Origin of the sequence: Gordonia oleivorans (genome assembly GCF_040044975.1) — a bacterium.
GTDB classification, from domain to species: Bacteria; Actinomycetota; Actinomycetes; order Mycobacteriales; family Mycobacteriaceae; genus Gordonia; species Gordonia oleivorans.
In genome coordinates, this window is sequence record NZ_JBDZDI010000001.1 from 117,884 (window position 1) to 141,329 (window position 23,446).

The 23,446-nt window shown below is 66.9% G+C and carries 21 protein-coding genes and 1 riboswitch; of the genes, 18 read left to right on the plus strand and 3 right to left on the minus strand.

Going from position 1 to position 23,446, the window contains the following annotated elements; translation table 11 throughout:
• The first annotated feature begins 20 nt into the window (after positions 1 to 20).
• Positions 21 to 695, plus strand: a complete 675-nt coding sequence (locus ABLE92_RS00505; protein WP_348803185.1) for a Maf family protein — start codon at positions 21 to 23, stop codon at positions 693 to 695.
• Between the two features lie 33 nt (positions 696 to 728).
• Here the strand turns inward: ABLE92_RS00505 and ABLE92_RS00510 are convergent, their stop codons facing one another.
• On the minus strand, positions 729 to 1,715 hold the full coding sequence (locus ABLE92_RS00510) for a neutral zinc metallopeptidase (protein WP_348802539.1): 987 nt from the start codon (positions 1,713 to 1,715) through the stop codon (positions 729 to 731).
• Positions 1,716 to 1,922: 207 nt separating this feature from the next.
• On the opposite strand from ABLE92_RS00510, the gene ABLE92_RS00515 reads away from it, so the two are divergent.
• The 6 genes from ABLE92_RS00515 to ABLE92_RS00540 all read left to right on the plus strand — a co-directional run bounded on the left by ABLE92_RS00515 (position 1,923) and on the right by ABLE92_RS00540 (position 8,252).
• Positions 1,923 to 2,819, plus strand: a complete 897-nt coding sequence (locus ABLE92_RS00515) for a sulfurtransferase (RefSeq protein ID WP_348802540.1) — start codon at positions 1,923 to 1,925, stop codon at positions 2,817 to 2,819.
• Positions 2,820 to 2,832: 13 nt separating this feature from the next.
• Complete coding sequence (locus tag ABLE92_RS00520) at positions 2,833 to 3,270, plus strand: SufE family protein (protein ID WP_348802541.1); 438 nt, start codon at positions 2,833 to 2,835, stop codon at positions 3,268 to 3,270.
• A complete protein-coding gene (locus tag ABLE92_RS00525; RefSeq protein WP_348802542.1) occupies positions 3,267 to 4,721 on the plus strand; it encodes a condensation domain-containing protein in 1,455 nt (484 codons plus the stop codon). Before ABLE92_RS00520 ends, ABLE92_RS00525 begins: the two co-directional genes overlap by 4 nt.
• 198 nt (positions 4,722 to 4,919) lie before the next feature.
• A complete protein-coding gene (locus tag ABLE92_RS00530; RefSeq protein WP_348802543.1) occupies positions 4,920 to 6,737 on the plus strand; it encodes an acetyl/propionyl/methylcrotonyl-CoA carboxylase subunit alpha in 1,818 nt (605 codons plus the stop codon).
• 9 nt (positions 6,738 to 6,746) lie between these two features.
• On the plus strand, positions 6,747 to 7,118 hold the full coding sequence (locus tag ABLE92_RS00535) for a hypothetical protein (RefSeq protein WP_348803186.1): 372 nt from the start codon (positions 6,747 to 6,749) through the stop codon (positions 7,116 to 7,118).
• A 270-nt stretch (positions 7,119 to 7,388) separates the two neighbouring features.
• Positions 7,389 to 8,252 (plus strand): 3-hydroxyacyl-CoA dehydrogenase, encoded by an 864-nt coding sequence (locus ABLE92_RS00540; RefSeq protein ID WP_348802544.1) that lies wholly within the window; start codon positions 7,389 to 7,391, stop codon positions 8,250 to 8,252.
• Between the two features lie 5 nt (positions 8,253 to 8,257).
• Here the strand turns inward: ABLE92_RS00540 and ABLE92_RS00545 are convergent, their stop codons facing one another.
• Positions 8,258 to 8,824 carry a nucleotidyltransferase family protein gene (locus ABLE92_RS00545; protein ID WP_425476163.1) on the minus strand — a complete coding sequence of 189 codons (567 nt, stop codon included), beginning with the start codon at positions 8,822 to 8,824 and terminating at the stop codon, positions 8,258 to 8,260.
• A 201-nt stretch (positions 8,825 to 9,025) separates the two neighbouring features.
• Between ABLE92_RS00545 and ABLE92_RS00550 the strand changes: the two genes are divergently transcribed.
• The 4 genes from ABLE92_RS00550 to metE all read left to right on the plus strand — a co-directional run bounded on the left by ABLE92_RS00550 (position 9,026) and on the right by metE (position 13,731).
• Positions 9,026 to 11,008 carry a solute carrier family 23 protein gene (locus ABLE92_RS00550; RefSeq protein ID WP_348802546.1) on the plus strand — a complete coding sequence of 661 codons (1,983 nt, stop codon included), beginning with the start codon at positions 9,026 to 9,028 and terminating at the stop codon, positions 11,006 to 11,008.
• Positions 11,009 to 11,017: 9 nt separating this feature from the next.
• Positions 11,018 to 11,539 carry a 2-oxo-4-hydroxy-4-carboxy-5-ureidoimidazoline decarboxylase gene (uraD, locus tag ABLE92_RS00555; RefSeq protein ID WP_348802547.1) on the plus strand — a complete coding sequence of 174 codons (522 nt, stop codon included), beginning with the start codon at positions 11,018 to 11,020 and terminating at the stop codon, positions 11,537 to 11,539.
• Between the two features lie 48 nt (positions 11,540 to 11,587).
• Positions 11,588 to 11,914: a hydroxyisourate hydrolase gene (gene uraH / locus ABLE92_RS00560; RefSeq protein ID WP_348802548.1), complete on the plus strand. Its 327-nt coding sequence runs from the start codon at positions 11,588 to 11,590 to the stop codon at positions 11,912 to 11,914.
• A gap of 156 nt (positions 11,915 to 12,070) precedes the next feature.
• A riboswitch (cobalamin riboswitch) is annotated at positions 12,071 to 12,308 on the plus strand.
• Positions 12,309 to 12,462: 154 nt separating this feature from the next.
• Positions 12,463 to 13,731, plus strand: coding sequence for a 5-methyltetrahydropteroyltriglutamate--homocysteine S-methyltransferase (gene metE / locus ABLE92_RS00565; RefSeq protein WP_348802549.1), 1,269 nt, complete (start codon positions 12,463 to 12,465; stop codon positions 13,729 to 13,731).
• Between the two features lie 83 nt (positions 13,732 to 13,814).
• On the opposite strand, the gene ABLE92_RS00570 is transcribed toward metE, so the two are convergent.
• Positions 13,815 to 14,765, minus strand: a complete 951-nt coding sequence (locus ABLE92_RS00570) for an AraC family transcriptional regulator (RefSeq protein ID WP_348802550.1) — start codon at positions 14,763 to 14,765, stop codon at positions 13,815 to 13,817.
• A gap of 155 nt (positions 14,766 to 14,920) precedes the next feature.
• Here ABLE92_RS00570 and ABLE92_RS00575 point away from each other — a divergent pair, with 155 nt between their 5' ends.
• The 7 genes from ABLE92_RS00575 to ABLE92_RS00605 all read left to right on the plus strand — a co-directional run bounded on the left by ABLE92_RS00575 (position 14,921) and on the right by ABLE92_RS00605 (position 23,434).
• On the plus strand, positions 14,921 to 15,523 hold the full coding sequence (locus ABLE92_RS00575; RefSeq protein WP_348802551.1) for a flavin reductase family protein: 603 nt from the start codon (positions 14,921 to 14,923) through the stop codon (positions 15,521 to 15,523).
• 44 nt (positions 15,524 to 15,567) lie between these two features.
• Positions 15,568 to 17,199, plus strand: coding sequence for a 4-hydroxyphenylacetate 3-hydroxylase family protein (locus ABLE92_RS00580; protein ID WP_348802552.1), 1,632 nt, complete (start codon positions 15,568 to 15,570; stop codon positions 17,197 to 17,199).
• Between the two features lie 62 nt (positions 17,200 to 17,261).
• On the plus strand, positions 17,262 to 17,876 hold the full coding sequence (locus tag ABLE92_RS00585; protein WP_348802553.1) for a nucleoside/nucleotide kinase family protein: 615 nt from the start codon (positions 17,262 to 17,264) through the stop codon (positions 17,874 to 17,876).
• Positions 17,877 to 18,230: 354 nt separating this feature from the next.
• On the plus strand, positions 18,231 to 19,832 hold the full coding sequence (locus ABLE92_RS00590) for a peptide ABC transporter substrate-binding protein (protein WP_348802554.1): 1,602 nt from the start codon (positions 18,231 to 18,233) through the stop codon (positions 19,830 to 19,832).
• Between the two features lie 4 nt (positions 19,833 to 19,836).
• Positions 19,837 to 20,760 carry an ABC transporter permease gene (locus ABLE92_RS00595; protein ID WP_348802555.1) on the plus strand — a complete coding sequence of 308 codons (924 nt, stop codon included), beginning with the start codon at positions 19,837 to 19,839 and terminating at the stop codon, positions 20,758 to 20,760.
• Complete coding sequence (locus tag ABLE92_RS00600; RefSeq protein WP_348802557.1) at positions 20,753 to 21,688, plus strand: ABC transporter permease; 936 nt, start codon at positions 20,753 to 20,755, stop codon at positions 21,686 to 21,688. Before ABLE92_RS00595 ends, ABLE92_RS00600 begins: the two co-directional genes overlap by 8 nt.
• Before the next feature lie 6 nt (positions 21,689 to 21,694).
• A complete protein-coding gene (locus ABLE92_RS00605; RefSeq protein WP_348802558.1) occupies positions 21,695 to 23,434 on the plus strand; it encodes an ABC transporter ATP-binding protein in 1,740 nt (579 codons plus the stop codon).
• The last annotated feature ends 12 nt before the right edge of the window (positions 23,435 to 23,446 follow it).

Consider the following 23,446-nt stretch of genomic DNA (forward strand, 5'->3'; position numbering starts at 1 on the left):
ACAGCGACACCGGCACCGGCATCGGCATCGGCATCGGCACCCCGCGGTATCAGGTGGTCCTCGGATCGGCGTCGCCGGCGCGACTGTCGGTGTTGCGGCAGGCCGGGGTCGATCCGCGGGTCCTGGTGTCCGACATCGACGAGGATGCCGTCCTCGAGAGCCTCGTCGGCGCGCCGCCGGACGATGTGGTGTCGCGTCTGGCGATGGCCAAGGCGGACTCCGTCGTCGCCGCCCTGCTCACCGAGCGCACGGCCGACGCTGCCGCCCGCCCCGACACGGTGGTCCTGACGTGCGATTCGATGCTGCTCTTCCGGGGCCGCCTGACCGGCAAACCGCACACGCCGGAGGCGGCGATCGCCCAGTGGCACAAGGTCCGCGGGCATTCGGCTCAGTTGCTGACCGGCCATCACCTGGCCGTGCTGCGCGGCCTGGAGGTCACTGCATCGGCCACCGCCACCCGCTCGACCACCGTCTCGTTCGCGCCCGTCACCGACGCCGAGATCGAGGCGTACGTCGCGACGGGTGAACCCCTGGAGGTGGCGGGCGGATTCACCCTCGACGGGCTCGGCGGCTGGTTCGTCGACAGCGTCGACGGCGATCCGTCCTCGGTGCTCGGCATCGGCCTGCCGACGGTGCGCGACCTGCTGCGCCGGGTCGGCCTCTCCGTCACCGATCTGTGGGCCGCCCCCGCCTGATCGCGCCGCACCGCGCCCCGGTTCGCCCAGGCCCTATCCGAAGAGTTCCGGCCAGTACTTCCCCAGGCAGTCGATGGGTTGTCCCTGCTCGCCCTGACCGAGTGCCTCACTCAGCGACGGCCCGAAGAAACCACGCGAGATCGCCGCGATCCGCTGCGTCGCGGTGCCGTGGCCCTCACCGGGTGCCGGGTCGCCGATCTTCTGGAGCAGTGCGGCGGCCTGCACGATGTCGGCCACCGACAGTTGATCCCGCCGCAGCACGGTGGCCGCCCAGTTCCCGGCCAGGCAGTCGGCGATCAGTTCGCTGTTCTCACCGCGCGGCTCCTGATCGGGGTCGAGGTTTCCGGCGGTCAGGATGCGATCGACGACGGCGTGACCGTACTCGTGGGCGACGACGGTGGCCGCGGTGAACTCCCCCTGGAAACCGCTGATCGAGTCCAGCGGCCCCTCCACCAGGAACACGCCCGTCCAGATCCCGACGAAGGTCTCCACCGGGAGGATGATCGACCCCTCGACTCGTTGCCCCTCACCGTCCTCGGCGGTGTCGAGCGGGCAGAAGAAGGCGTTCGGGGTGTCGGGCTCGACGACGATCACGCCGTCTTCATCTTCGCAGTCGGAGGTGTAGCGCCCCGATTCGACGAGCACCCGGCCCGGATACGGCTGCCCCCAACCGAGTTCGTCGAACCACGGACCCCACGTCGCATCCAGATCGTCGAGCACCGACGTCAGATAGCCGGGCACCTCCTCCTCGGCGTTGGCGCGGGTGATGGTGCCGCTCATCAGGTCGGCACCCGGCACCGGCAACTCCGGACACGCCGATTCGGTGCAGTCGCCGGGCACGTCGCCGTCGAGGGTCGACGACGGCGCCGATGACCGCGACGACGACCCGCCGGTGCCCGACGAGGTCGCATCGGAGGCGGTGGGGCCGTCGTTGCCCGAACACGCCGCGAGCCCTACCACCGTCACGGCGAGGGCGACCAGCACACGAAGTCGTACATGACCGGTGACCAGTGCTTTCATGGCTCATGAATCTAGCAATTCCGGCGCCGGATCCGGACCATCTCGACATCGTTCGAATGATGCACGGGCCGGTCGCCGGCACCGATGCGGCGCCGGTTACGCGACGATCGGGCCGCCGCCACCCACGCGCCGAGACGACTGGGTAGGCTTTGCGCGGGGCACTGTGGGTGCCCGCCGATCCACGATCACCCGGGAGGGGTTCTTCAGTTGAGCGTTGAGACCGATCCGAATCCGGCCTTCGCCGCCTATGCGCACCCCGAGCGGCTCGTCACCACCCAGTGGCTGTCGGCGCATCTGGGGTCCAAGGGCCTCAAGATCATCGAGAGCGACGAGGACGTGCTGCTCTACGACATCGGCCACATCCCGACCGCCCAGAAGATCGACTGGCACCTGCACCTCAACGATCCGGTCGAACGCGACTACATCAACGGCGAGCAGTTCGCGGAGCTCATGCGCGACAAGGGAATCGAACGCGACGACACCGTCGTCATCTACGGCGACAAGTCCAACTGGTGGGCCGCCTACGCACTGTGGGTGTTCACCCTGTTCGGTCACTCCGACGTCCGCCTGCTCGACGGTGGCCGCGACGCCTGGATGTCGGAGGATCGGGACACCTCCTTCGACGTTCCGGAGTACCCGCGTTCGGATTACCCCGTCGTCGAGCGCGACGACGCCGACATCCGGGTCTTCGCCCACGAGGTTCGCGAGTTGCTGGGCACCGAACCGCTGATCGACGTGCGGTCGCCGCAGGAGTACACCGGCGAACGGACCCACATGCCCGACTATCCCGAAGAGGGAGCGCTGCGCGGCGGCCACATCCCGACTGCGGTCTCGATCCCCTGGGCCAAGGCCGCCGCCCTCGACGGCCGGTTCCGGTCGCGTGCCGAACTCGATGAGGTCTACGCCGGCCTCGATCCCGCCACCCCGACGATCGCCTACTGCCGCATTGGGGAACGGTCGAGTCACACCTGGTTCGTCCTGACCCATCTGCTCGGTTTCACCTCGGTCCGCAACTACGACGGCTCCTGGACCGAGTGGGGCAACGCGGTGCGAGTACCGATCTCCGTCGGCGACGAGCCCGGCGATCCGCCCACCGATTCCTGAGGCCAGAAGCGTCATGAGTCTTCCCCCAGCCCTCGCCGAGATCGTCGATGACTTTGCGGCACTGGGCGATTCGGACAAGGTCACCCTGCTCCTGGAGTTCGCCGGCGAGCTGCCGGAACTGCCTGCCTCGTTGGCGGTCGAGGCGATGGAGCCGGTACCGGAGTGTCAGTCACCGGTGTTCTTGTCCGTCGATGCCGCAGATGCCGCCGCGGTGCGCCTCTATTTCAGCGCGCCGCCCGAGGCCCCGACGACCCGCGGGTTCGCCTCCATCTTGAGCCAGGGTCTCGACGGTGCGTCCGCCGCGGCCATCCTGGAGGTGCCCGGCGACTTCTATCACGATCTCGGTCTCGCGTCGGCGGTGAGTCCGTTGCGGTTGCGCGGTATGGCCGGGATGCTCGGCCGGATCAAGGCGGCGGTGCGGACCCAAACAGGCTCCGCCCAGCCGGGATGAAGTTCATCCAGATCCTCGAGGAGCCCATCGAACCCGGCGGACTCGTCGAGTGGACACCATTCGTGCCCGGCGGTCTGGGCGCCTGGCACCGCGACCCGCGACTGACGTCGCACAACCACGAGCAGCATCTGCGCGGGGCGTTCGAGTACCGTCTGCGCACCCGTCGCGAGGGTGGGCGGGAATCGTGGCTCGGGGTGGCAATCGAGTTCGACGAGCCGTTGTCCATCCCGGCGTTGCGCGCCGCGCTGCGGCGCTGGATCGACCGTCACGAGGTGCTGCGCAGTCACGTCATCATCCGCCACGACGGGCTGGCCCGGCTGAGCACCGATCCGGGTACGGTGCAGCTGAAGATGGGCCGGATCGGTTGGTACAACGAATCGGGACCGCTCGTCGAGCAGATCGCCGGGGCGTTCGACCGCACCACCGCCCCGCTGCAGTGGCCCGCGTACATGTTCGCCACCGTCGGGCGCGAGTCGTCGTTCACGTTGTTGTTCGCCGCCGATCACTCGCTGGTGGACGGCTACTCGCTGATCATGTCGCAGTTCGAGTTGACCGCGCTGTACCGCGCCGCGCGCGACCATCACGAGCCCGAACTGCCGCCGGTGGGCAGTTATGTGGACTTCAGTGCCGCCGAACGGCGGGAGGCCGATCAGTCCGGTGCCGATCACCCGGCGGTGTCCACCTGGCTGGGATTCCTGCGTTCCGGCGACGGCGACATGCCGCCGATGTTTCGTACCCCACCGGCCGGGACACCCCCACCCGGCCACAACACCGACACCGAGAACGCGGTGGCGCAACCATCGTTGTCCGGGATGATCGCCGACGACGCGACCGCGAATCGGTTCACCGCGGTGTGCTCGGAGGCCGGCGGATCGCTGACGGCGGGCGTCCTGGCGGCGTTCGCGATGGTCCACCACGACCTCACCGGCGACCCGGAGTTCCGGTGCGTCCTGCCGCGTCACACCCGTGACGACGCGCGCTGGCTCACCGCCCTCGGCTGGTTCGTCGCGCTGGCACCGTTCTGCCTCGACATGTCGGACTCACCGACGTTCGACCAGGCGGTCGCCCGGTCGACCGCCGAGCTCAAACGCTCACGGCAGGGTGCGGCGCTGCCGTTCCTGCGCGTGGCCGACCTGATCGGGTATCAGGGGTCGCCGCGCTTCGTGATCTCGTTCATCGACACCCGCTACGCCCCGGGCGCCGCGGAGGCCGACGCCGGTCGCGCCACCGTACTGCGCAGTCATTCCTACTCCCCCGACGAGGTCCTCATCTGGATCAATCGGACACCGTCGGGCCTGCGGTTCTCGGCGCGCTCACCTGTCGTCGCCGACACGTCGGGATCCGGCGGGTCCGCCGCGCCCGAGGACAGCCCACTCGCACGTCTGCTGGGCGGTTTCGCCGATCTCGTGCGCACGCTGGGCGATGACAGCACATTCAACTCCCGCAAGTGACCCACGCCTCCACCGAACGATTGCTCGGTGCGTTAGGGTGAAGCCCGGAGCGCGCACTGCCGAGAGATCCGCCATGGGTCATCCCGGCGGTGCGCGACGCCGCGTACGACGCGTTCGTGAGCGGTACGAGCCCCCCGGCGCCCCATCCGGGCGCCGGACGACCACGTGTGTGATGTACCCCCGTCACACCTGATCCCGATGTCCGGCCCAGGAGAACAACAAGTGCCCACTATCAGCAAGGTCCTCATCGCCAATCGCGGCGAGATCGCCGTTCGCGTCATCCGTGCCGCGCGGGACGCCGGGATCGCCAGCGTCGCCGTGTATGCCGAGCCGGACGCCAACGCGCTCTTCGTGAAGCTCGCCGACGAGGCCTTCGCCCTGGGTGGTCAGACCTCCGCCGAGTCGTACCTGGTGTTCGACAAGATTCTCGACGCGGCCGCGAAGTCCGGTGCCGACGCCATCCACCCCGGCTACGGCTTCCTGTCGGAGAACGCCGACTTCGCCCAGGCCGTCATCGACGCCGGACTGATCTGGATCGGTCCGTCCCCGCAGTCGATCCGCGACCTCGGTGACAAGGTCACCGCCCGCCACATCGCCCTCAAGGCCGATGCCCCGATGGCCCCGGGCACCAAGGACCCGGTCTCCGGCGCGGCCGAGGTCGTCGCCTTCGCCGAGGAGTACGGCGTCCCGGTCGCCATCAAGGCCGCCTTCGGCGGCGGTGGGCGCGGCATGAAGGTCGCCCACACCATCGCCGAGATCCCCGAACTCTACGAATCGGCCAACCGTGAGGCCATCTCCGCCTTCGGGCGTGGTGAGTGCTTCGTGGAGCGCTACCTCGACAAGGCCCGCCACGTCGAGGCGCAGGTGATCGCCGACCAGCACGGCAACGTCGTGGTCGCCGGCACCCGTGACTGCTCGCTGCAGCGTCGTTTCCAGAAGCTCGTCGAGGAGGCGCCGGCACCGTTCCTGACCGACGAGCAGCGCACCCGCATCCATGAGTCGGCCAAGGCCATCTGCCGCGAGGCGGGCTACTACGGCGCCGGCACCGTGGAGTTCATGGTCAGCGACGACGGCCTGATCTCCTTCCTCGAGGTCAACACCCGACTGCAGGTCGAGCATCCGGTCACCGAGGAGACCTCGGGTCTGGACCTGGTGCGCCAGCAGTTCCGCATCGCCCAGGGTGAGAAGCTCGAGATCTCCGAGGACCCGACCCCGCGTGGACACTCCTTCGAGTTCCGGATCAACGGTGAGGACGCCGGCCGCGGCTTCCTCCCGGCCCCTGGCCCCATCACCGTCTACCGCGAGCCGGCCGGCCCCGGTGTGCGCGTCGACTCCGGTGTCGTGGAGGGCGACGTGATCGGCGGTCAGTTCGATTCGATGCTGGCCAAGCTGATCGTCACCGGCGAGAACCGCGAGCAGGCGCTCGAGCGTGCGCGACGCGCCCTCGACGAGTACCACATCGAGGGCCTGGCGACGGTGCTGCCGTTCCACCGCCACATCGTGAGCAACCCGGCGTTCATCGGCCACAAGGACTCCGACGGCGTGGAGACCTTCGACGTCTACACCAAGTGGATCGAGACCGACTGGGACAACCCGATCGAGCCGTACACCGGTGGCGAGGCCATCGAGGACGACGACGAGGCCCCGCGCCAGAAGGTGGTCGTCGAGGTCGGCGGCCGCCGCGTCGAGGTCACCCTGCCCGGCGATCTCGCCCTCGGCGGCGGCGGTGGCGCCGCGAACGGCGTGATCCGCAAGAAGCCCAAGGCCCGTACCCGCAAGAAGGGTGGCGGTGCCGCCGCCTCCGGTGACGCCGTCACCGCACCGATGCAGGGCACCGTGGTCAAGGTGGCCGTCGAGGAGGGACAGACCGTCGCCGCCGGCGACCTCGTCGTCGTGCTCGAGGCCATGAAGATGGAGAACCCGGTGACCGCCCACAAGGACGGTGTGGTCACCGGCCTGGCCGTGGAACCCGGCGCCGCGGTCACCCAGGGCACCGCCCTGCTCGAACTGAAGTAGGACATTCCGCTGCAACCCGTCGAGATCAACGCCGGGACGTGGTATCTGCGTGGGCTTCGCGCCGACGACCGGATCACCGACGTCCCGGCGTTGTCCGATCTCGGGGTCGACGACCCCGTCGGATTCGTCGCCGCATCCGACGCCCGGTGGGCCGACGAAACCGAATTCGCCTGGGCCGTCTGCATTCCCACCACCGGTGAGCTCATCGCGCTGATCGGTGTCACCGCCGACGGTGACGCCGGCACCGTGTGGGGCCGGGCCCGTACCGGCCATGACGAGGCGCTGTCCGCCGCCGTGGCACCGGTCTCCCGCTTCGCCGACGGCGCGCTGGACCTACGCCCCTCGACGTCGATCTCGCCGCGGCTCCCGTCACACCGCTGACCTGCTCGTCCGTTTCCCACCCGGCTCAGGCGGGTTGACTCGGCTCGCGCAGGTCCACTCGGCTCGGGCAGGTCGTCGACGACCCACACGAGCGTCGACCGCCCGCGCCGGCCTTGACGAGCCGCGGTGTCTCGTGGCAGACACCGACAGGCCGGTGTGACCGACCGGATCGGTCCGTACGCCATGATCCGGCGTCGCGGGCATGTTGTAGATGATGAGGGTGTCGGTGTTCGACACCCCGCACACACATGACACCGACGGAGGTCAACGATGACGAAATTCCACAAGATCACGGTGCTCGGGGCCGGGGTCCTCGGTTCACAGATCGCGTTCCAGACAGCGTTCCGAGGCTTCGAGGTGACGTCCTATGACGTCTCCGACGATGCCCTGGCCGCGGCGGCCACCCGTCTCGATTCGCTCGTGTCCACCTACGAGGCCGAGGTGGCCGGAGCCGGCGACGGGGCGGCGAAGGCGGGACGCGCCCGCATCACACTGACCACCGACCTGGCGCAGGCGGTGACCGATGCCGACCTCGTCATCGAAGCCGTGCCCGAGGTCCTGGAGTTGAAGGAGAAGATCTACCGGGAACTGGCGAGCCTGGCTCCGGAGAAGACCATCTTCGCGACCAATTCATCGTCCCTGCTGCCCAGCGACCTCGCCGCCGCCACGGGACGCCCGGACCGATTCCTGGCCCTGCACTTCGCCAACCGTGTCTGGCAGTTCAATACCGCCGAGGTCATGGGCACCGCCCAGACCGACCCGAAGGTGTACGAGGCGGTGGCCGAGTTCGCCGAGCAGATCGGTATGGTGCCCATCCGCATCCACAAGGAGAAGCCGGGCTACGTCCTGAACTCGCTGTTGATCCCGTTCCTCAATGCCGGGCTGGAACTCGTCGCCGGCGGCTACGCCGACCCGCGCGATGTCGACCGCACCTGGCGAATCGCCACCGGCGCCCCCATGGGACCGCTGCAGATCTTCGACATCATCGGACTCAACACCCCGTACAACATCCTGATGAACGGCGATCAGGGCAACCGTCACCTCGGCGCCTGGCTCAAGGCGAACTACATCGACAAGGGCAAGTTGGGTGTGGCCAGCGGTCAGGGCTTCTACTCCTATCCGCAACCCGACTGAGCACATCAGCCCCGGCGGTGATCCTGGTCTGTTCCGCGGGCCAGGTCACCGCACTCCACCTCGATCACGCGATCGGCGTGGGCGCGCAGATAGACCGCAGCGCCGACGTCTCCCCGAACGGCGTCTCGCACGCCCGCATGGTGTGCGGCACCGATGAAGACCGGATGACCGGGCACCCCCCGGAACCTCGCCCGCACCAACCGGTCCCGGCGGCCGTCGGCCACGTCGAGAATCCGGGCCACCACCTGACCGTCGACGTCGGCCACGTCAACAACATGTAAAACCACCGCCGCGACCTCCGGTCTCGCAGCCACGTCGGCGAGCACCGCCCTCACCGTTTCCGACAGCCCGTCAGACCACCGCGGAACCATCAGCCCTCGAGCCCCCAACGGGGGTTCGACCGTGGCCGCACCCATCGCGACGACCACCTCGTCACAGCCCCCATCACCGAGTGCACGAACCGCCGACTGAAGCCATTCACCTTGCTGCGCAAGAATTTTGGGCATCCCGTAGCGGCGTCCCGCACCCGCGGCGAGCACGGCTCCGACCACCACCTCCGGCATGGTTCCCATTGTGCGCCCGGGCCCGCCCGAGCGCCCGCGAACTGCCCGCCGGGCGATCCGGCTCCACGCCCGGTATATCCCTTTTACCTGATCGCAATATACGATCCGACGGTCGCGAAAAGGGTTGCGTGGGTCCACTATTGACCTGCTGTGCACCGGACATCCCCGGTCCACCGACGTCAGAAGTTCATATTCGCAGGGAGTCAGGCGATGTCCACCGATTCGGCCCCGGCCGCGGCACCGAAAAAGAAGAAGCGCGTCCACCCCGTCGACGAGGTGCCACCACCCGGCAAACTCGTCGCACTGGGCGCCCAGCACGTTGTTGCGTTCTATGCCGGGGCGGTATTGGTACCGCTGCTGATCGCCCGCGCGATCGGCCTCGACTCCGAGGCGCTGACCATGCTGATCACCGCCGACCTGTTCACCTGCGGTATCGCGTCGTTGCTGCAGTCGGTGGGTATCTGGAAGATCGGTGTCCGACTGCCCCTGCTGCAGGGCATCACGTTTGCCACGCTGGCCCCGGTGATCCAGATCGCCAACCAGAACGGCGGCGGACGTGTCGGCCTGCAGACGGTGTACGGGGCGGTGATCGCGGCGGGTGTCTTCACCTTCCTCATCGCACCGTTCTTCGCCAAACTCATCCGTTTCCTCCCGCCCGTCGTGACCGGCACCCTGATCACGATCATCGGCATCTGCCTGATCCCGGTGGGCGCCGGTGACGCGGTCACCAACCCGAACGAGCATCTGAAGGACGCCGCCAACTGGCGGTGGGTCTGTTACGCCCTGGGCACCATCTTGCTGATCGTGTTGATGCAACGGTTCTTCCGCGGTTTCATGGCCACCATCGCCGTCCTCCTGGGCCTGGTGATCGGCACCTTCATCGCCTGGCTGTGCGGTGACGCGAGCTTCTCCTCGGTGGGCGAGGCCAACTGGCTGGGCTTCACCCCGCCCTTCGCATTCGGTTGGCCGCGTTGGGATATCGTCGCCATCGTCTCGATGATCGTGGTGTTGCTGGTGGTCGCGGTGGAGTCGACCGGCTCGATCTTTGCCACCGGCGAGATCGTCGGCAAACGCATCAAGGCCGACGACGTCGCCGCGGCGGTCCGCGCCGACGGTGTCGCCACCGTCATCGGCGGGTCGTTCAACTCGTTTCCGTACACCGCCTTCTCGGAGAACGTCGGTCTGGTGCGCCTGACCGGGGTGAAGAGCCGGTGGGTGGTGGCCTGCGCCGGTGTCATCATGATCATCCTCGGTCTGCTGCCCAAGCTGGCCAAGGTCGTCGAGTCGATTCCGGCCCCGGTGCTCGGCGGCGCCGCCCTGATCATGTTCGCAACCGTGGCGATCGTCGGAATCCAGACCCTGACGTCGGTGGACTTCACCGACCACCGCAACCTCATCATCGCCGCCACGTCCCTTGCCGTGGCCCTGTACGTGCAGTTCTCGCAGTCGTCGGTCCCCTCCCAGGTGATCGAGAAGAGCGGCAGCATCACCGACGTCCCGGAACTGCCCGGTGTCGATCAGGCGATGCCCAACATGGTGTTGCAGATCCCGTTCTCCACCGGCATCACGATGGGCGCGATCTGCGCAATCCTGTTGAATCTCTTGTTCTTCCACGTCGGCGGCAAGGGACCCGCGGTCGCCGGCAAGGGCTCGATCACCCTCGACGAGGTCAACACCATGTCGCGTGAGGAGTTCCGGGAGACCTTCGGCGAGGTCGTCCAGGGCGTCGACTGGGTGCTCGACCGCGCCTGGGAGCAGCGTCCGTTCGAGGACGTGCACGATCTGCGTATCGCGTTCCAGGAGGCGATGCTCACCGGCAGCGACACCCAGCAGATGGACCTGATCCAGGCGTTCCCCGACCTCGGTGCCGAGAACGAGTACGGCGAACTGACCGCGGTCGATCACAAGGGGCTCTCACATCTGGAGGAGACCGAGCACGAGAACGTCGTCAATCTCGCGAGCGCCTATCGCGAGCACTTCGGGTTCCCGCTGGTGATCTGCGCCCGTGAAACCGAACGGTACGACCGGGTGCTGCGCAACGGCTGGGCCCGCATGGACAACTCCGAAACCTCCGAGAAGTCCTTCGCGCTCATCGAGATCGCCAAGATCGTCAACTACCGGTTCGACGATCTCGTGGCCGACGCCAATCCGTTGACGTCGGTGCGATTCGGCCGCCAGCCCGAGCTCTCCTAGGCTGGGGCAGTGCGACGAGTGGATTGGCGTGGACTGGCCAGCTTCAATGAACTGTCCGAGAGACAGGCCATCGGCACCCTTTACGACTGCTGCAGCTCATCGATCTGGGCGCTGCGGGTGGCCAGGGCCCGACCCTTCGTCGACGATGAGGCCTTGCTCGAGTACGCCGACCTGATCCTCGCCGAACTCACCGAGGCCGATCTCGACGAGGCCCTGGCCGGCCATCCGCGCATCGGTGACCGCCCCGACAACGCCTCCTCGCAGCGGGAGCAGTCGGGGGTCGCCGGTGCGGACCCGGCCGTCCTGGCCGAACTCAAGGACCTCAACAGGGCCTACGACGAAAAGTTCGGGCACGTCTACCTGGTGTTCGCCAACGGCCGCCCGGCCGCGGAACTGCTGGCCATCCTCAAGGAGCGCATCCGCAACGACGCCGCGACCGAACGACGGGTGATGCGCATGGAGCTGGCGAAGATCAATCGCGCCCGGCTGCAGCGCATGCTCACCCCGGCCATCGAGTATGTTGACGACTGATCACCGCACCGCATCCGGCGGTCCGACATCGCAAGGGAGCGAACACCGATGACCGGTCTGTCCACCCACGTCCTCGACGCGGTCTCGGGATCGCCGGCCGTCGGTGTGGCGGTGTCCCTGCAGGACGCCGCCGGCGGCGAGGTGGCCGCGGGCGTCACCGATTCCGACGGCCGGATCGGCCAGGTGAACACCGAGCCGCTGATCCCGGGCATCTATCATCTCGTCTTCGACACCGGAAACTGGTTCGCCGACAACAACATCGACGGCTTCTATCCCGAGATCGACATCTGTTTCACCGTCGACGACCCGGACCGCCACTACCACGTTCCGGTGCTGCTGAGCCCCTTCGCGTACTCGACGTACCGCGGTAGCTGAGCGAGCTCAACCGCTCACATCGCACACCACTGACGGCGCCCGCCACCCCACTGTCAGCGCCCGCCACCCCACTGACAGCGCCCCGACCTGCCGTAACGACGGATCGATAACGGTCATCGCATGGACCGCCGACCGGGGCGGCGGCGGAGTGTGTGTATCCTGGCCTGCGCAGTTGGTTCGCCACCCGGGAAGTCATGGAGCCCCTACACCCGGGCCAGGCGTCGAAAGAGGGAATCCGGTGTGAATCCGGAACTGTCCCGCAGCGGTATGTCGGAACGACCGCCGTCACATGCACTGGGCACACACGCCCGGGAAGCGACGGCCAGTAGGAACCGGGTCAGCGATGATCTGCCCGCCGACGAGTCCGAAGACCTGCCTGCTGTACCGGTCGCGCCGCGATCGGTGGATCGTCGCCTCGTGGAATGGGCGTTGGTCGGACAGGCAGCAACAGGCGAACCGACTTCTTGCGGTAGTTCGCCACGGGGCTTGATCGACCCACTCTGCAAGGGCGACGGACCGTCGGAAACCATTGCAGGAGCGTCACACTCATGTCCGTGAGTACCACCAGCAGTTCTACTCCGAAAGCTGCACCCTTCACCGCCACCGTCCTCGGTACGCCTCGCATCGGCCCGCGCCGCGAACTCAAGCGCGCCATCGAGGGTTACTGGGCCGGGCGCGTCGACGCAGACGAACTGGCCGCCGTCGGCGCCGAACTACGCCGCGACACCTGGGCGCAACTCGCCTCGGCGGGCCTCGACTCGATTCCCGTCAACTCGTTCTCGTACTACGACCAGGTTCTCGACACCGCGATCATGCTCGGCGCACTGCCCGAGTGTTTCGCCGCGATCGACGATGCGCTGGACCGCTACTTCGCCGCCGCCCGTGGCACCGCCGGCGAGATCGACAACGCCGAGTACGAGCGACAGATGCGCGCCGAGATCGCCGACGCGATCGCACTGCAGGAAAAGATCGGGCTCGACGTGCTCGTCCACGGCGAGCCGGAGCGCAACGACATGGTGCAGTACTTCGCCGAGCAACTCGACGGATTCTTCGCCACCGCCAATGGGTGGGTCCAGTCCTACGGCACCCGGTGCGTGCGCCCGCCGATCCTTTTCGGCGACGTGTCGCGTCCCACGCCGATGACCGTCGACTGGATCACCTACGCCCAGTCGCTGACCGGTAAGCCGGTGAAGGGCATGCTCACCGGCCCGGTCACCATCCTGGCGTGGTCGTTCGTGCGCAACGATCAGCCGCTGTCGGTCTCCGCCGATCAGATCGCCCTGGCGATCCGCGACGAGACCGTTGATCTCGAACGCGCCGGCGTGGGCATCATCCAGGTCGACGAGCCGGCCCTGCGCGAACTGCTCCCGTTGCGCAACGCCGACAAGCAGGCGTATCTGGATTGGGCTGTCCGTGCGTTCCGTCTGTCGACGTCGGGCGTCGCCGACACCACGCAGGTGCACACCCATCTGTGCTACTCGGAGTTCGGTGAGGTGATCGGTGCGATCGCCGACCTCGACGCCGACGTCACCTCCATCGAGGCGGCCCGGTCGAGCATGGAGGTGCTCGACGATCTCAACTCCGTCGGCTTCTCCAATGGTGTCGGTCCGGGCGTCTACGACATCCACTCCCCGCGTGTCCCGGACACCGGCGAGATCGAGACGTCGCTGCGTGCGGCCCTCAAGGCCGTTGGCCCGGAACGCCTCTGGGTCAACCCCGACTGCGGGCTCAAGACCCGCGGCAATGAGGAGGTCATCGCGTCGCTGACCAACCTGGTCGCGGCGGCCGCCGCCGTCCGGGCGGGCGCCGACGCCTGAGTCGACCCGCACAGCTCCGACGCCGATCCATCACCCGCCCGTCGCGGGGGTGGATCGGCGTCGGACCTTCTTCTCACCGATGCCTATATCCCTCTGCCGCCCACCACATCCGAGGGGCACACTCCGTAGCGGTTGCGGAACGCTGCCGCAAACCGGCCCGAATGCGTGAATCCCCACCGCAGTGCGACCTCGGTGACGGAATCGGCTGTTTCACCGGCCAATTCGTCGTGAACGCCACGTAACCGGATGTCGGTCAAGCACTCTCGGGGTGTCTTGCCGATGTACTCCTTGAAGCCCTCCTGCAGTCGTCGTACGCTCACCCCGGCGACCTCGGCCATGTCGGCCGCCGACCACGCCCGCGCCGGATCGGCACGGATCGCATCCAGTACCCGGGTGACGATCCGGGGCCGCACTGCCTGCCGGTCCGACGGCGATTCGGGAAGTGCCGCAACGAGAAACGCGTCGGTGAGCGACGTGGCCAGCTGCTCGGCGATCAGCGGATTGGACAGCAACGGGTCGTCGCCGGGCTGACCGGCCACCGACCGCACCAGGCGGAACCAGCTCGCCATCTCGGGCACACCCAGATCCAGCTGATCCGGGATCACCACGTCGGTGTCACCGGCCACGCGGATCGCCTCGCGGTGCGCGAAGTCCCGATCGATCTTGACTCCCACGATCGTGCAGTCCCCCGACCAGCGGGTGATGTCGACCGGCGTATCCGGCGGGTTCACGGTCGCATGGCCGCTCGTCGACACCACCGTCCGGCCGTGCACCGCCGTCTCGAGCACCCCACCGAGCGGCACATTGATCCCGTACGCCCCGGGATGGTCACTGTGGATGGCCACCTCGGCTCCCCAACCGATCCGCGCGATCCGCAACGGACCGACCACCGTCACGTTCACGTCGGCCTCGGTGGCCGCACTCCCCGCGTCGAGAGGCTTCAGCTCGTGCGGGAAGTACGCATCCGACACGGCCTTGCGGGCCGCATCCCACTCGGGTGTACCCGGCACCCGGATATGGTCCACCGAACCCATGCTCTGACACCTCCTCGGACCGAGGGACGCGGTTTCGCGGGCTGATAGAACCCGACGCGCTTTTCGGATGGACACCGCGCAGATCGGATCGCCAACGTCTTCTCGGTCGCCTTATGTTCTACATCACATTCGGCCCGAGAGGAAAGGCGAGGCACATGGAGAAGAAAGCCCTGCAGAACGTTTTCGGCCAGTTCGCGAGCGGCGTCACCGTCATCACCTGCGCCAACGCCGACGGCGAGCCGCACGGCGCGACGGTCACCGCGTTCACCGCGGTCTCCCTTGAACCGCGGTTGTGTCAGGTCACCCTCACGCGAAAGTCCAAGGCGTGCAATTACTTGACCGATGCTCCCTTCGCGGTCAACATCCTCGCGGCCGATCAACTCGACACCGCGATGCACTTCGCCGGCCGGCCGAGCGAACCCGGCCCGACCTGGGTCGACGGACCCACCGCACCGGTATTGAAGGGCAGCGCGGCGGTTCTCAGTTGCACGCCGTGGCGGTCCTACGACGGCGGCGATCACCTGATCTTCATCGGCGAGATCGTCGACGCCGAGGCCTCGGGGAATCCCCCACTCCTCTACTACCGCAGCACCTTCCACGATCTGGGCGAGCCCAGCGTCAACTCGCTGTGGACGCTGTGCGCCGACGATCCGCATTCCGGATGGTTCGACGCCACCACCACATTCACCCCCTTCCATCTCACCCGAGGAGGGAACGCAGAAACCCCGACGTCCAGCACGACTCCCGTATCAGCCTGATCCATAACGACATTCGTTCCATTCATCAGAAAAAGGTATGAATCATGACGACCATCGAACGCCCCAATAGCACTTCCACCGGCAATCCTGCCGACACCGGAGCCCCCACCGTCAATCCGGCCGCCGATTCGCCCGACAATCAGAAGAAGAACTTCGCATCCCGGCCGATGACCGGCGATGAATACATCGAATCACTCCGGGACGGTCGTGAGATCTGGCTGCACGGTGAACGCGTCGAGGACGTGACCACCCACCCGGCCTTCCGCAATCCGATCCGGATGACCGCCCGCCTCTACGACTCGATGCACGACCCGCAGACCCGGGACAAGGTCACCACGCCCACCGACACCGGCAACGGTGGTGTCACCATGCCCTTCTTCAAGGCGCCGACGAGCAGCGAGGATCTCATCAAGGAACGCGACGCCATCGCGGAGTGGGCCCGGATGACCTACGGCTGGATGGGCCGCTCCCCCGACTACAAGGCCAGCTTCCTGGGCACCCTGCACGCCAACAAGGATCTCTACGCACCGTTCGAGGCCAACGCCGAACGCTGGTACCGCGAATCGCAGGAGAAGGTCCTCTACTGGAATCACGCCATCATCAACCCACCGGTCGATCGCCAACTGCCGCCCGACGAGGTCGGCGACGTGTTCATGAAGGTGGAGAAGGAGACCGACGCCGGCCTCGTCGTCTCCGGTGCCAAGGTGGTGGCCACCGGTTCGGCGATCACCAATTACAACTTCATCGCCCACTACGGCCTGCCGATCAAGAAGAAGGAGTTCGCCCTCATCTGCACGGTGCCGATGGACGCTCCCGGCATCAAGCTGATCTGCCGCAGTTCCTACACCCAGCAGGCCGCGGTGATGGGCAGCCCGTTCGACTACCCGTTGTCGAGCCGGATGGACGAGAACGACACCATCTTCGTCTTCGACAAGGTCCTCGTCCCGTGGGAGAACGTCTTCATGTACGGCGACGTCGAACGCATCAACGCGTTCTTCCCACAATCGGGCTTCCTGCCGCGCTTCACCTTCCAGGGCTGCACCCGCCTCGCGGTGAAGCTCGACTTCATCGCCGGTCTGCTGATGAAGGCCCTCGACTGCACCGGTTCCGGCGGATTCCGCGGCGTGCAGACCCGCGTCGGTGAGGTCATCGGCTGGCGCAATCTGTTTTGGACCATCACCGACGCGATGGCCCACAATCCGGAACCGTGGATCGGTGACACCGTCATCCCGCGCCTGGAATACGGGCTGATCTACCGCATGTTCATGATGCGCGGCTACCCCCGCATCAAGGAGATCATCGAGCAGGACGTGGCGTCGGGCCTGATCTACCTGCCCTCGAGCGCCGCGGACTTCAAGAGCGCCACCGTGCGCCCCTACCTCGACAAGTACGTCCGCGGTTCCAACGGCATCACCGCCGTCGATCGGGTGAAAGTCATGAAGGCCCTGTGGGATTCGATCGGCTCCGAATTCGGTGGCCGCCACGAACTCTACGAGCGCAACTACTCCGGCAATCACGAGAACGTGCACGCCGAACTGCTCTTCGCCGCCCAGAACCGCGGTGGCGTCGACCAGATGAAGGGGCTCGCCGAGGCCTGCCTGTCCGAATACGATCTGGACGGCTGGACCGTCCCGGACCTCATCGGCAACGACGACGTCAGCTTCTTCGGCAACTGACTCACCCGGTCGACCCGCCCGCAATCCCCCGGCGGTCGTCGCAGATCCGTAGAGTCCGGCGTATGCCCCTCACTGCGGAGATCATCGCGGCGGCCGCCGGGTCACGACGTGTCGTGGTCGGCTTCACCGGGCCACCGGGAGCCGGCAAGACCACCATCGCCCGTCGCGTCGTCACCGAGATCGCCACCACCCTCGGCGACGACGCGGTGGGCTATCTGCCGATGGACGGCTTCCACCTCGCGACACCCGTGCTGAGCGCCCTGGGCCGAGCCGGCCGGCGAGGCGCCCCCGACACCTTCGACGTCGACGGCTTCCTCTCGATACTCGACCGTATCCGCCACGCCGAGCATGATGTCTACGCACCGGATTTCGACCACACCACCGCCGAACCCATTGCCGCGTCACTGATCATCGATGCGGCCGCACGAATCGTGGTGGTGGAGGGCAACTATCTCGCCCTCGACGGCGAATGGGCTTCGGTGCGGACCCATTTCGATCGTCTATGGTTCGTCGACGCCCCCGACGACGTCCGCCACGAACGGCTACTGCGCCGCCACCTCGCCGCCGGCAAGACCGACGCCGAGGCGCGCGCCTGGATCGGCTCCGTCGACGACCCGAACGCCACGCTGATCCGAGCCACCCGAGCACGGTGCGACGATGAGCTCGGGGGCAACTGAAACCGGCACAGGTGCGATCCCCCGGATGCCCGATATGACTGTTTCCAAATGGATTCGGCCGGCAGATCATCACACAGAATCTTCCCAGCGTTCGCGCAGGTGATCGGCAGTGCTCTTCTTCGGCACCGCCCGATGATCGGTCGGTTCGGCCTGCGGGCATCTCCGAGAACGCCTACGTTGGTGCCGGTACCCCATGAGGCAGTACCCCACGAGGTACACATCGCGAGACCCACGGTCTTCTCGCGAATTTCACGGTAGGAATGTGCGCGCATCCGTCCACCCCGGTGCGCGTGTCGGGGAGGAGATGCTGTGCCGCAGGGCAGAACCCGGCGACGATCGCGGTCGGTGACACTCATGACCGCGGTTGTGGCGATCACACTGCTGGCCGGAATGGTGAGTGCCTGTTCGCCCGCGCCGTCGACGCCACCCGGGATGTTCAGCATGTATCTCACCGAACCGGAGAATCCCCTGGTCCCCGGCAACACCACCGAATCCGAAGGCAACAAGGTCATCACGGCGCTCTGGACACCGCTGGTCACCTTCGACGACCGGACAAAGGCGGTCACCTACGACGGCGTCGCCGAGTCGGTGACGTCGCCGGACAACGTGCACTGGACCATCAAGCTCAAACCGGGCTGGACCTTTCACGACGGAACGCCGGTGACGGCCCAAACCTATGTCCGGGCATGGAATTACACCGCCCTGAGCACCAATGCCCAAGGCGCGTCGTACTTCTTCTCCAACATCGACGGCTACGACGATCTGCAGGCGCCCGACGAGGGCGGAACCCCCGCGGCACAGGAGATGCGGGGACTGCGTGCCGCCGATCCCACCACCATCGATGTCACCCTGACCGAACCGTTCGCGATCTTCCCGCTGACCCTGGGCTATTCGGCCTTCGATCCCCTACCCGATGCGTTCTACCGCGATCCGAAGGCATTCGGCGCCAAGCCCATCGGCAACGGCCCCTTCATGGCCGACACCGCTTGGGTGCCCGGCCGCGGGATGACGGTGAAGAGATACGCGAACTACGCAGGCGCGAAGGCGAAGTCGCAGGGTGTGGTGTTCCGTGTCTACACCGAGATCACCACCGCCTACACCGACGTTCTCGCCGGCAATCTGGACATCGAGAAGGATCTGCCACCCGATGCCTACGCGAGCGCCAAGGACATCTTCGACGGTCGGTACCTCGAGCAGGCACGCCCCGACATCACCTCGCTGGCGTTCCCGACCTACGATCCCCGCTACGCCGATCCCCGTGTGCGCAAGGGCTTGTCGATGGCCATCGATCGCGCGGCGATCACCAGGGCGATCTTCTTCGACACACGCATACCGGCCGATTCGTACGCCTCACCGGTGGTCGTCGGGTATCGCAAGGGCGCGTGCGGTGCGTCATGCACCTACGATCCCGATGAGGCCAAGCGCCTGCTGCGCGAGGCGGACTTCGACTTCTCCCAGCCGGTCGACCTCTGGTTCAACGCCGGCGCCGGGCACGACGTGTGGATGACGGCCATCGGCAACATGTTCCGCAAGATCGGGCTGTCCTACCGGCTGCGCGGCAATCTGCAGTTCAGCGAGTACCTACCGTTGCGCGATGAGAAGGGAATGACCGGGCCCTTCCGGGACGGCTGGATCATGGACTACCCGTCGATCTACAACTTCCTCGCACCGCTGTACTCCACCGCCGCGCTCGCCCCCGTCGGATCGAACACCACCTTCTACAGCAATCCCGCCTTCGACGCCGCGCTCGCGGCGGGCAACCGGTCGGCGACGATCGACGCGGCGAACACGCAATATCAACGTGCCGAGGACATCCTGCTCGAGTCGCTGCCGGAAGCGCCGTTGTTCTACGGCCTCGACCAGACGGTATGGACCAAGAAGGTGTCGAACGTGCACTACGACATCCTCGGCGACATCGTCCTCGCCGATGTCATCGTCAACGGACAGGCGGTGTGATCCCATGACCCACTACGTCATCCGCCGCCTGCTCCTGACCATCCCGGTGCTCATCGGGGCATCGTTCCTGATCTTCGCGATGGTCTACCTGCTGCCCGGTGACCCGATCCGGGCACTCGCCGGGGACCGCCCGCTCTCCCCGGCGGTCCAGGCCCAGATCCGCGACCAGTTCCACCTCGACGACCCGTTCCTGGTGCAGTACGGAAAGTACGTCTGGGCGCTGCTGCACGGCGACCTGGGCAGTGACTTCGCCGGCCGTCCGGTCCTCGACACCATCTCCCTGCGCCTCCCGGTGACCCTGAAGCTCACGCTGGTCGCGGCGATCTTCGAGACCGTCTTCGGCATCATCGCGGGCGTCCTCGCCGCCCTGCGACGCGGATCGTTCCTCGACTACCTGATCCTGGTGTCCACGACCGTCCTGGTGTCCATTCCCGTCTTCGTCCTCGGTTTCGTCGCGCAGTACATCTTCGGGTTCAAGCTCGGATGGTTCCCGATCGCCGGCGTCACCGACGGCTGGTGGAGCTACATCCTGCCCGGCCTGGTCCTCGCCGCACTGTCGATGGCCTACGTCGCGCGGCTGACGCGCAGTGCGATGCTCGACGCGTTCGCCGCCGACTACATCCGTACCGCCAAGGCCAAGGGCATCGGTCGGCGCCGAATCGTCATCCGGCATGCGTTGCGTACCAGCCTGATCCCGGTGGTCACCTTCATCGGCGCCGACATCGGAGCGCTGCTCGGCGGCGCGATCGTCACCGAATCGGTGTTCAACCTACCCGGTCTCGGACGCGCCATCTTCGATTCGGTGCGGGCCCAGGAAGGTCCCGTCGTGGTGGGCATCGTCACCTTGATGGTGTTCTTCTACATCTTCTTCAACCTGATCGTGGACCTGCTCTACGCCGTCATCGATCCGAGGATCCGCTATGAGTGACCCGAATGACCGCCTCGAGGAAGCCGTCGAGGGCCACGAACTCGACGCGGCCGGCGCCGCCGAGGCCGCGCCCGTCATCGGCCAGGAAAGCCTGTGGGGCAACGCCTGGCGGTACCTGCGCACCAATCCGTTGTTCCTGCTCGGTGCGGCACTGACGGTCATCATGGTGGTGATGGCCGCGTTCCCCCGGCTCTTCACCTGGGGTATCGACCCCTACGACTGCGATCTGTCGCTGTCGCGTCAATCCCCGAGTGCCGCACACTGGTTCGGCACCGATATCCAGGGCTGTGACTACTACGCCAACGTGGTGTACGGCGCTCGCTCGTCGGTGACCATCGGCCTGCTCACGATGCTCGGGGTCCTGATCATCGGGGTGGTGATCGGTTCCCTCGCAGGTTATTTCGGCGGGATCGCCGACACCGTCCTGGCCCGCGTCACCGACATCTTCTTCGGTATCCCGCTGATGCTGGGCGCGCTGATCCTGCTCACCGTGTCCGCGCAACGCTCGGTCGCTACGGTGTCGTTGGCGCTCATCGTGTTCGGCTGGATGACCGCGATGCGACTGGTGCGCTCATCGGTCGTTTCGATCCGTGGCAGCGAGTACGTTCAGGCCGCGCAGGCACTCGGCGCCTCGCCGCTGCGGGTGCTGATCCGGCACGTCCTGCCCAATGCCGTTGCCCCGGTGATCATCTACGCGACCATCTCGGTCGGCACGTTCATCGCCGCCGAGGCCGCCCTGACGTATCTGGGAATCGGGCTGCAGGCGCCGGACATCTCGTGGGGTCTGCAGATCAACCAGGCGCAGTCGCTGATCGGCAGCTCACCGTATCTGCTGTTCTTCCCGGCGGTGTTCCTGTCCATCACCGTGCTCGCCTTCATCCTGATGGGTGATGCGTTGCGCGACGCCCTCGACCCGAAGCGACGGTGATCGGCGATGACCGATGAGAACACGACGAGCACTGAGAACACCACGAGCACTGAAAACACCACGAGCACTGAGAACACCACGAGCACTCCGCTGCTGCGGGTTCGTGATCTGGCGGTGGACTTCCGCGTCGACAAGCGACTCGTCCGTGCCGTCGACGGCGTCGATCTGACCCTCGACGCCGGTGAGGCCCTCGCCCTGGTCGGCGAATCGGGTTCCGGGAAGTCGACGACGGCGATGGCGATTCCGGGTCTCCTCGACGACAACGCCGTGGTCTCGGGAAGCATCACGCTCGGCGGGACCGAACTCGCCGGGGCCGACGAGAAGGCCATGCGCGCGGTCCGGGGCGAGAAGGTCGGGGTCATCTTCCAGGAGCCGATGACCGCCCTGAATCCGGTGTACACCGTGGGCTGGCAGATCGCCGAGGCCATCCGGGCGCATCGCGACGTCGGCAAGAAGCAGGCGATGGCGCGGGCCACCGAACTCCTCGAGCTCGTCGACATGCCGGAGCCGGCCAAGCGGGTGCGTTACTACCCGCATCAGCTCTCCGGTGGTCAGCGTCAGCGGGCGATGATCGCCCAGGCGCTGGCGTGTGATCCGGCGCTGCTCATCGCCGACGAACCGACCACCGCACTCGATGTGACAGTGCAGGCCGAGATCCTCGATCTCATCCGCGATCTGCGGCACCGCGTCGACGCCGCGATCCTGCTGATCACCCATGACATGGGCGTCGTCGCCGATCTCGCCGACCGGGTGATGGTGATGAAGGACGGGCGGGTCGTCGAATCCGGTTCGGCCACACAATTGTTCGCCCACCCGGAACATCCGTACACCCGTTCGCTGCTGGCGTCGGTGCCGCATCTGGGTGCCGGCGCGATCGACGTCGGTGATGAGGCGGCACAGGGCGCCGGGGCCGCTGCGCCCGCACCGGAGACCCCGGCCCCGACGCTGTCGTTCCGCAACGCCAGCATCGAGTTCGGTCCGCGCCGCAACGTCTTCCGCGCCGTGGACGATGTCAGTTTCGATGTCGCACCCGGCGAGGTGCTCGGGCTCGTCGGCGAATCCGGTTCGGGCAAGTCCACTCTCGGCAAGGCGGCGATCGGTCTGGTCCGGCTCACCTCGGGCACGGTGTCCCTCGGCGGCACCGACATCACGACCCTCTCCCAGCGCCGTCTCGCGCCCTACCGCAAACGTATCGGTGTCGTGTTCCAGGACCCCGGATCGTCGTTGAACCCGCGCTGGCCGATCGGCGAGTCCATCGCCGAACCTCTGGTGCTGCACACCGATCTGTCGCGGACACAACGCTCGAGCAAGGTCGACGAACTGCTGGATCAGGTGCAGTTGCCACGTGCGCTGCGTAACCGCTATCCGCATCAGCTCTCCGGGGGCCAGCGCCAGCGGGTCGGGATCGCCCGCGCACTCGCCCTCGAACCCGCTCTGCTCATCGCCGACGAACCCACCTCGGCTCTCGACGTGTCGGTCCAGGCACGGGTCCTCGAACTGATGCGGGAGTTGCAGACCGAGCACGGCTTCGCCTGCCTGTTCATCAGCCACGACCTCGCCGTGGTCGAGGAGCTCGCCGATCGGATCGCGGTTCTGCGGTCCGGCCGACTCGTCGAAACCGGTACGCCCGCAGACGTTCTCACACATCCCAGCGAGGACTACACCGCGCGTCTCATCGCCGCCGTCCCGGTACCCGATCCGCCCGAACAGGCCCGACGACGGGCAGAGCGTCTGGCGGCGAAGTAACACCTCTGCCGA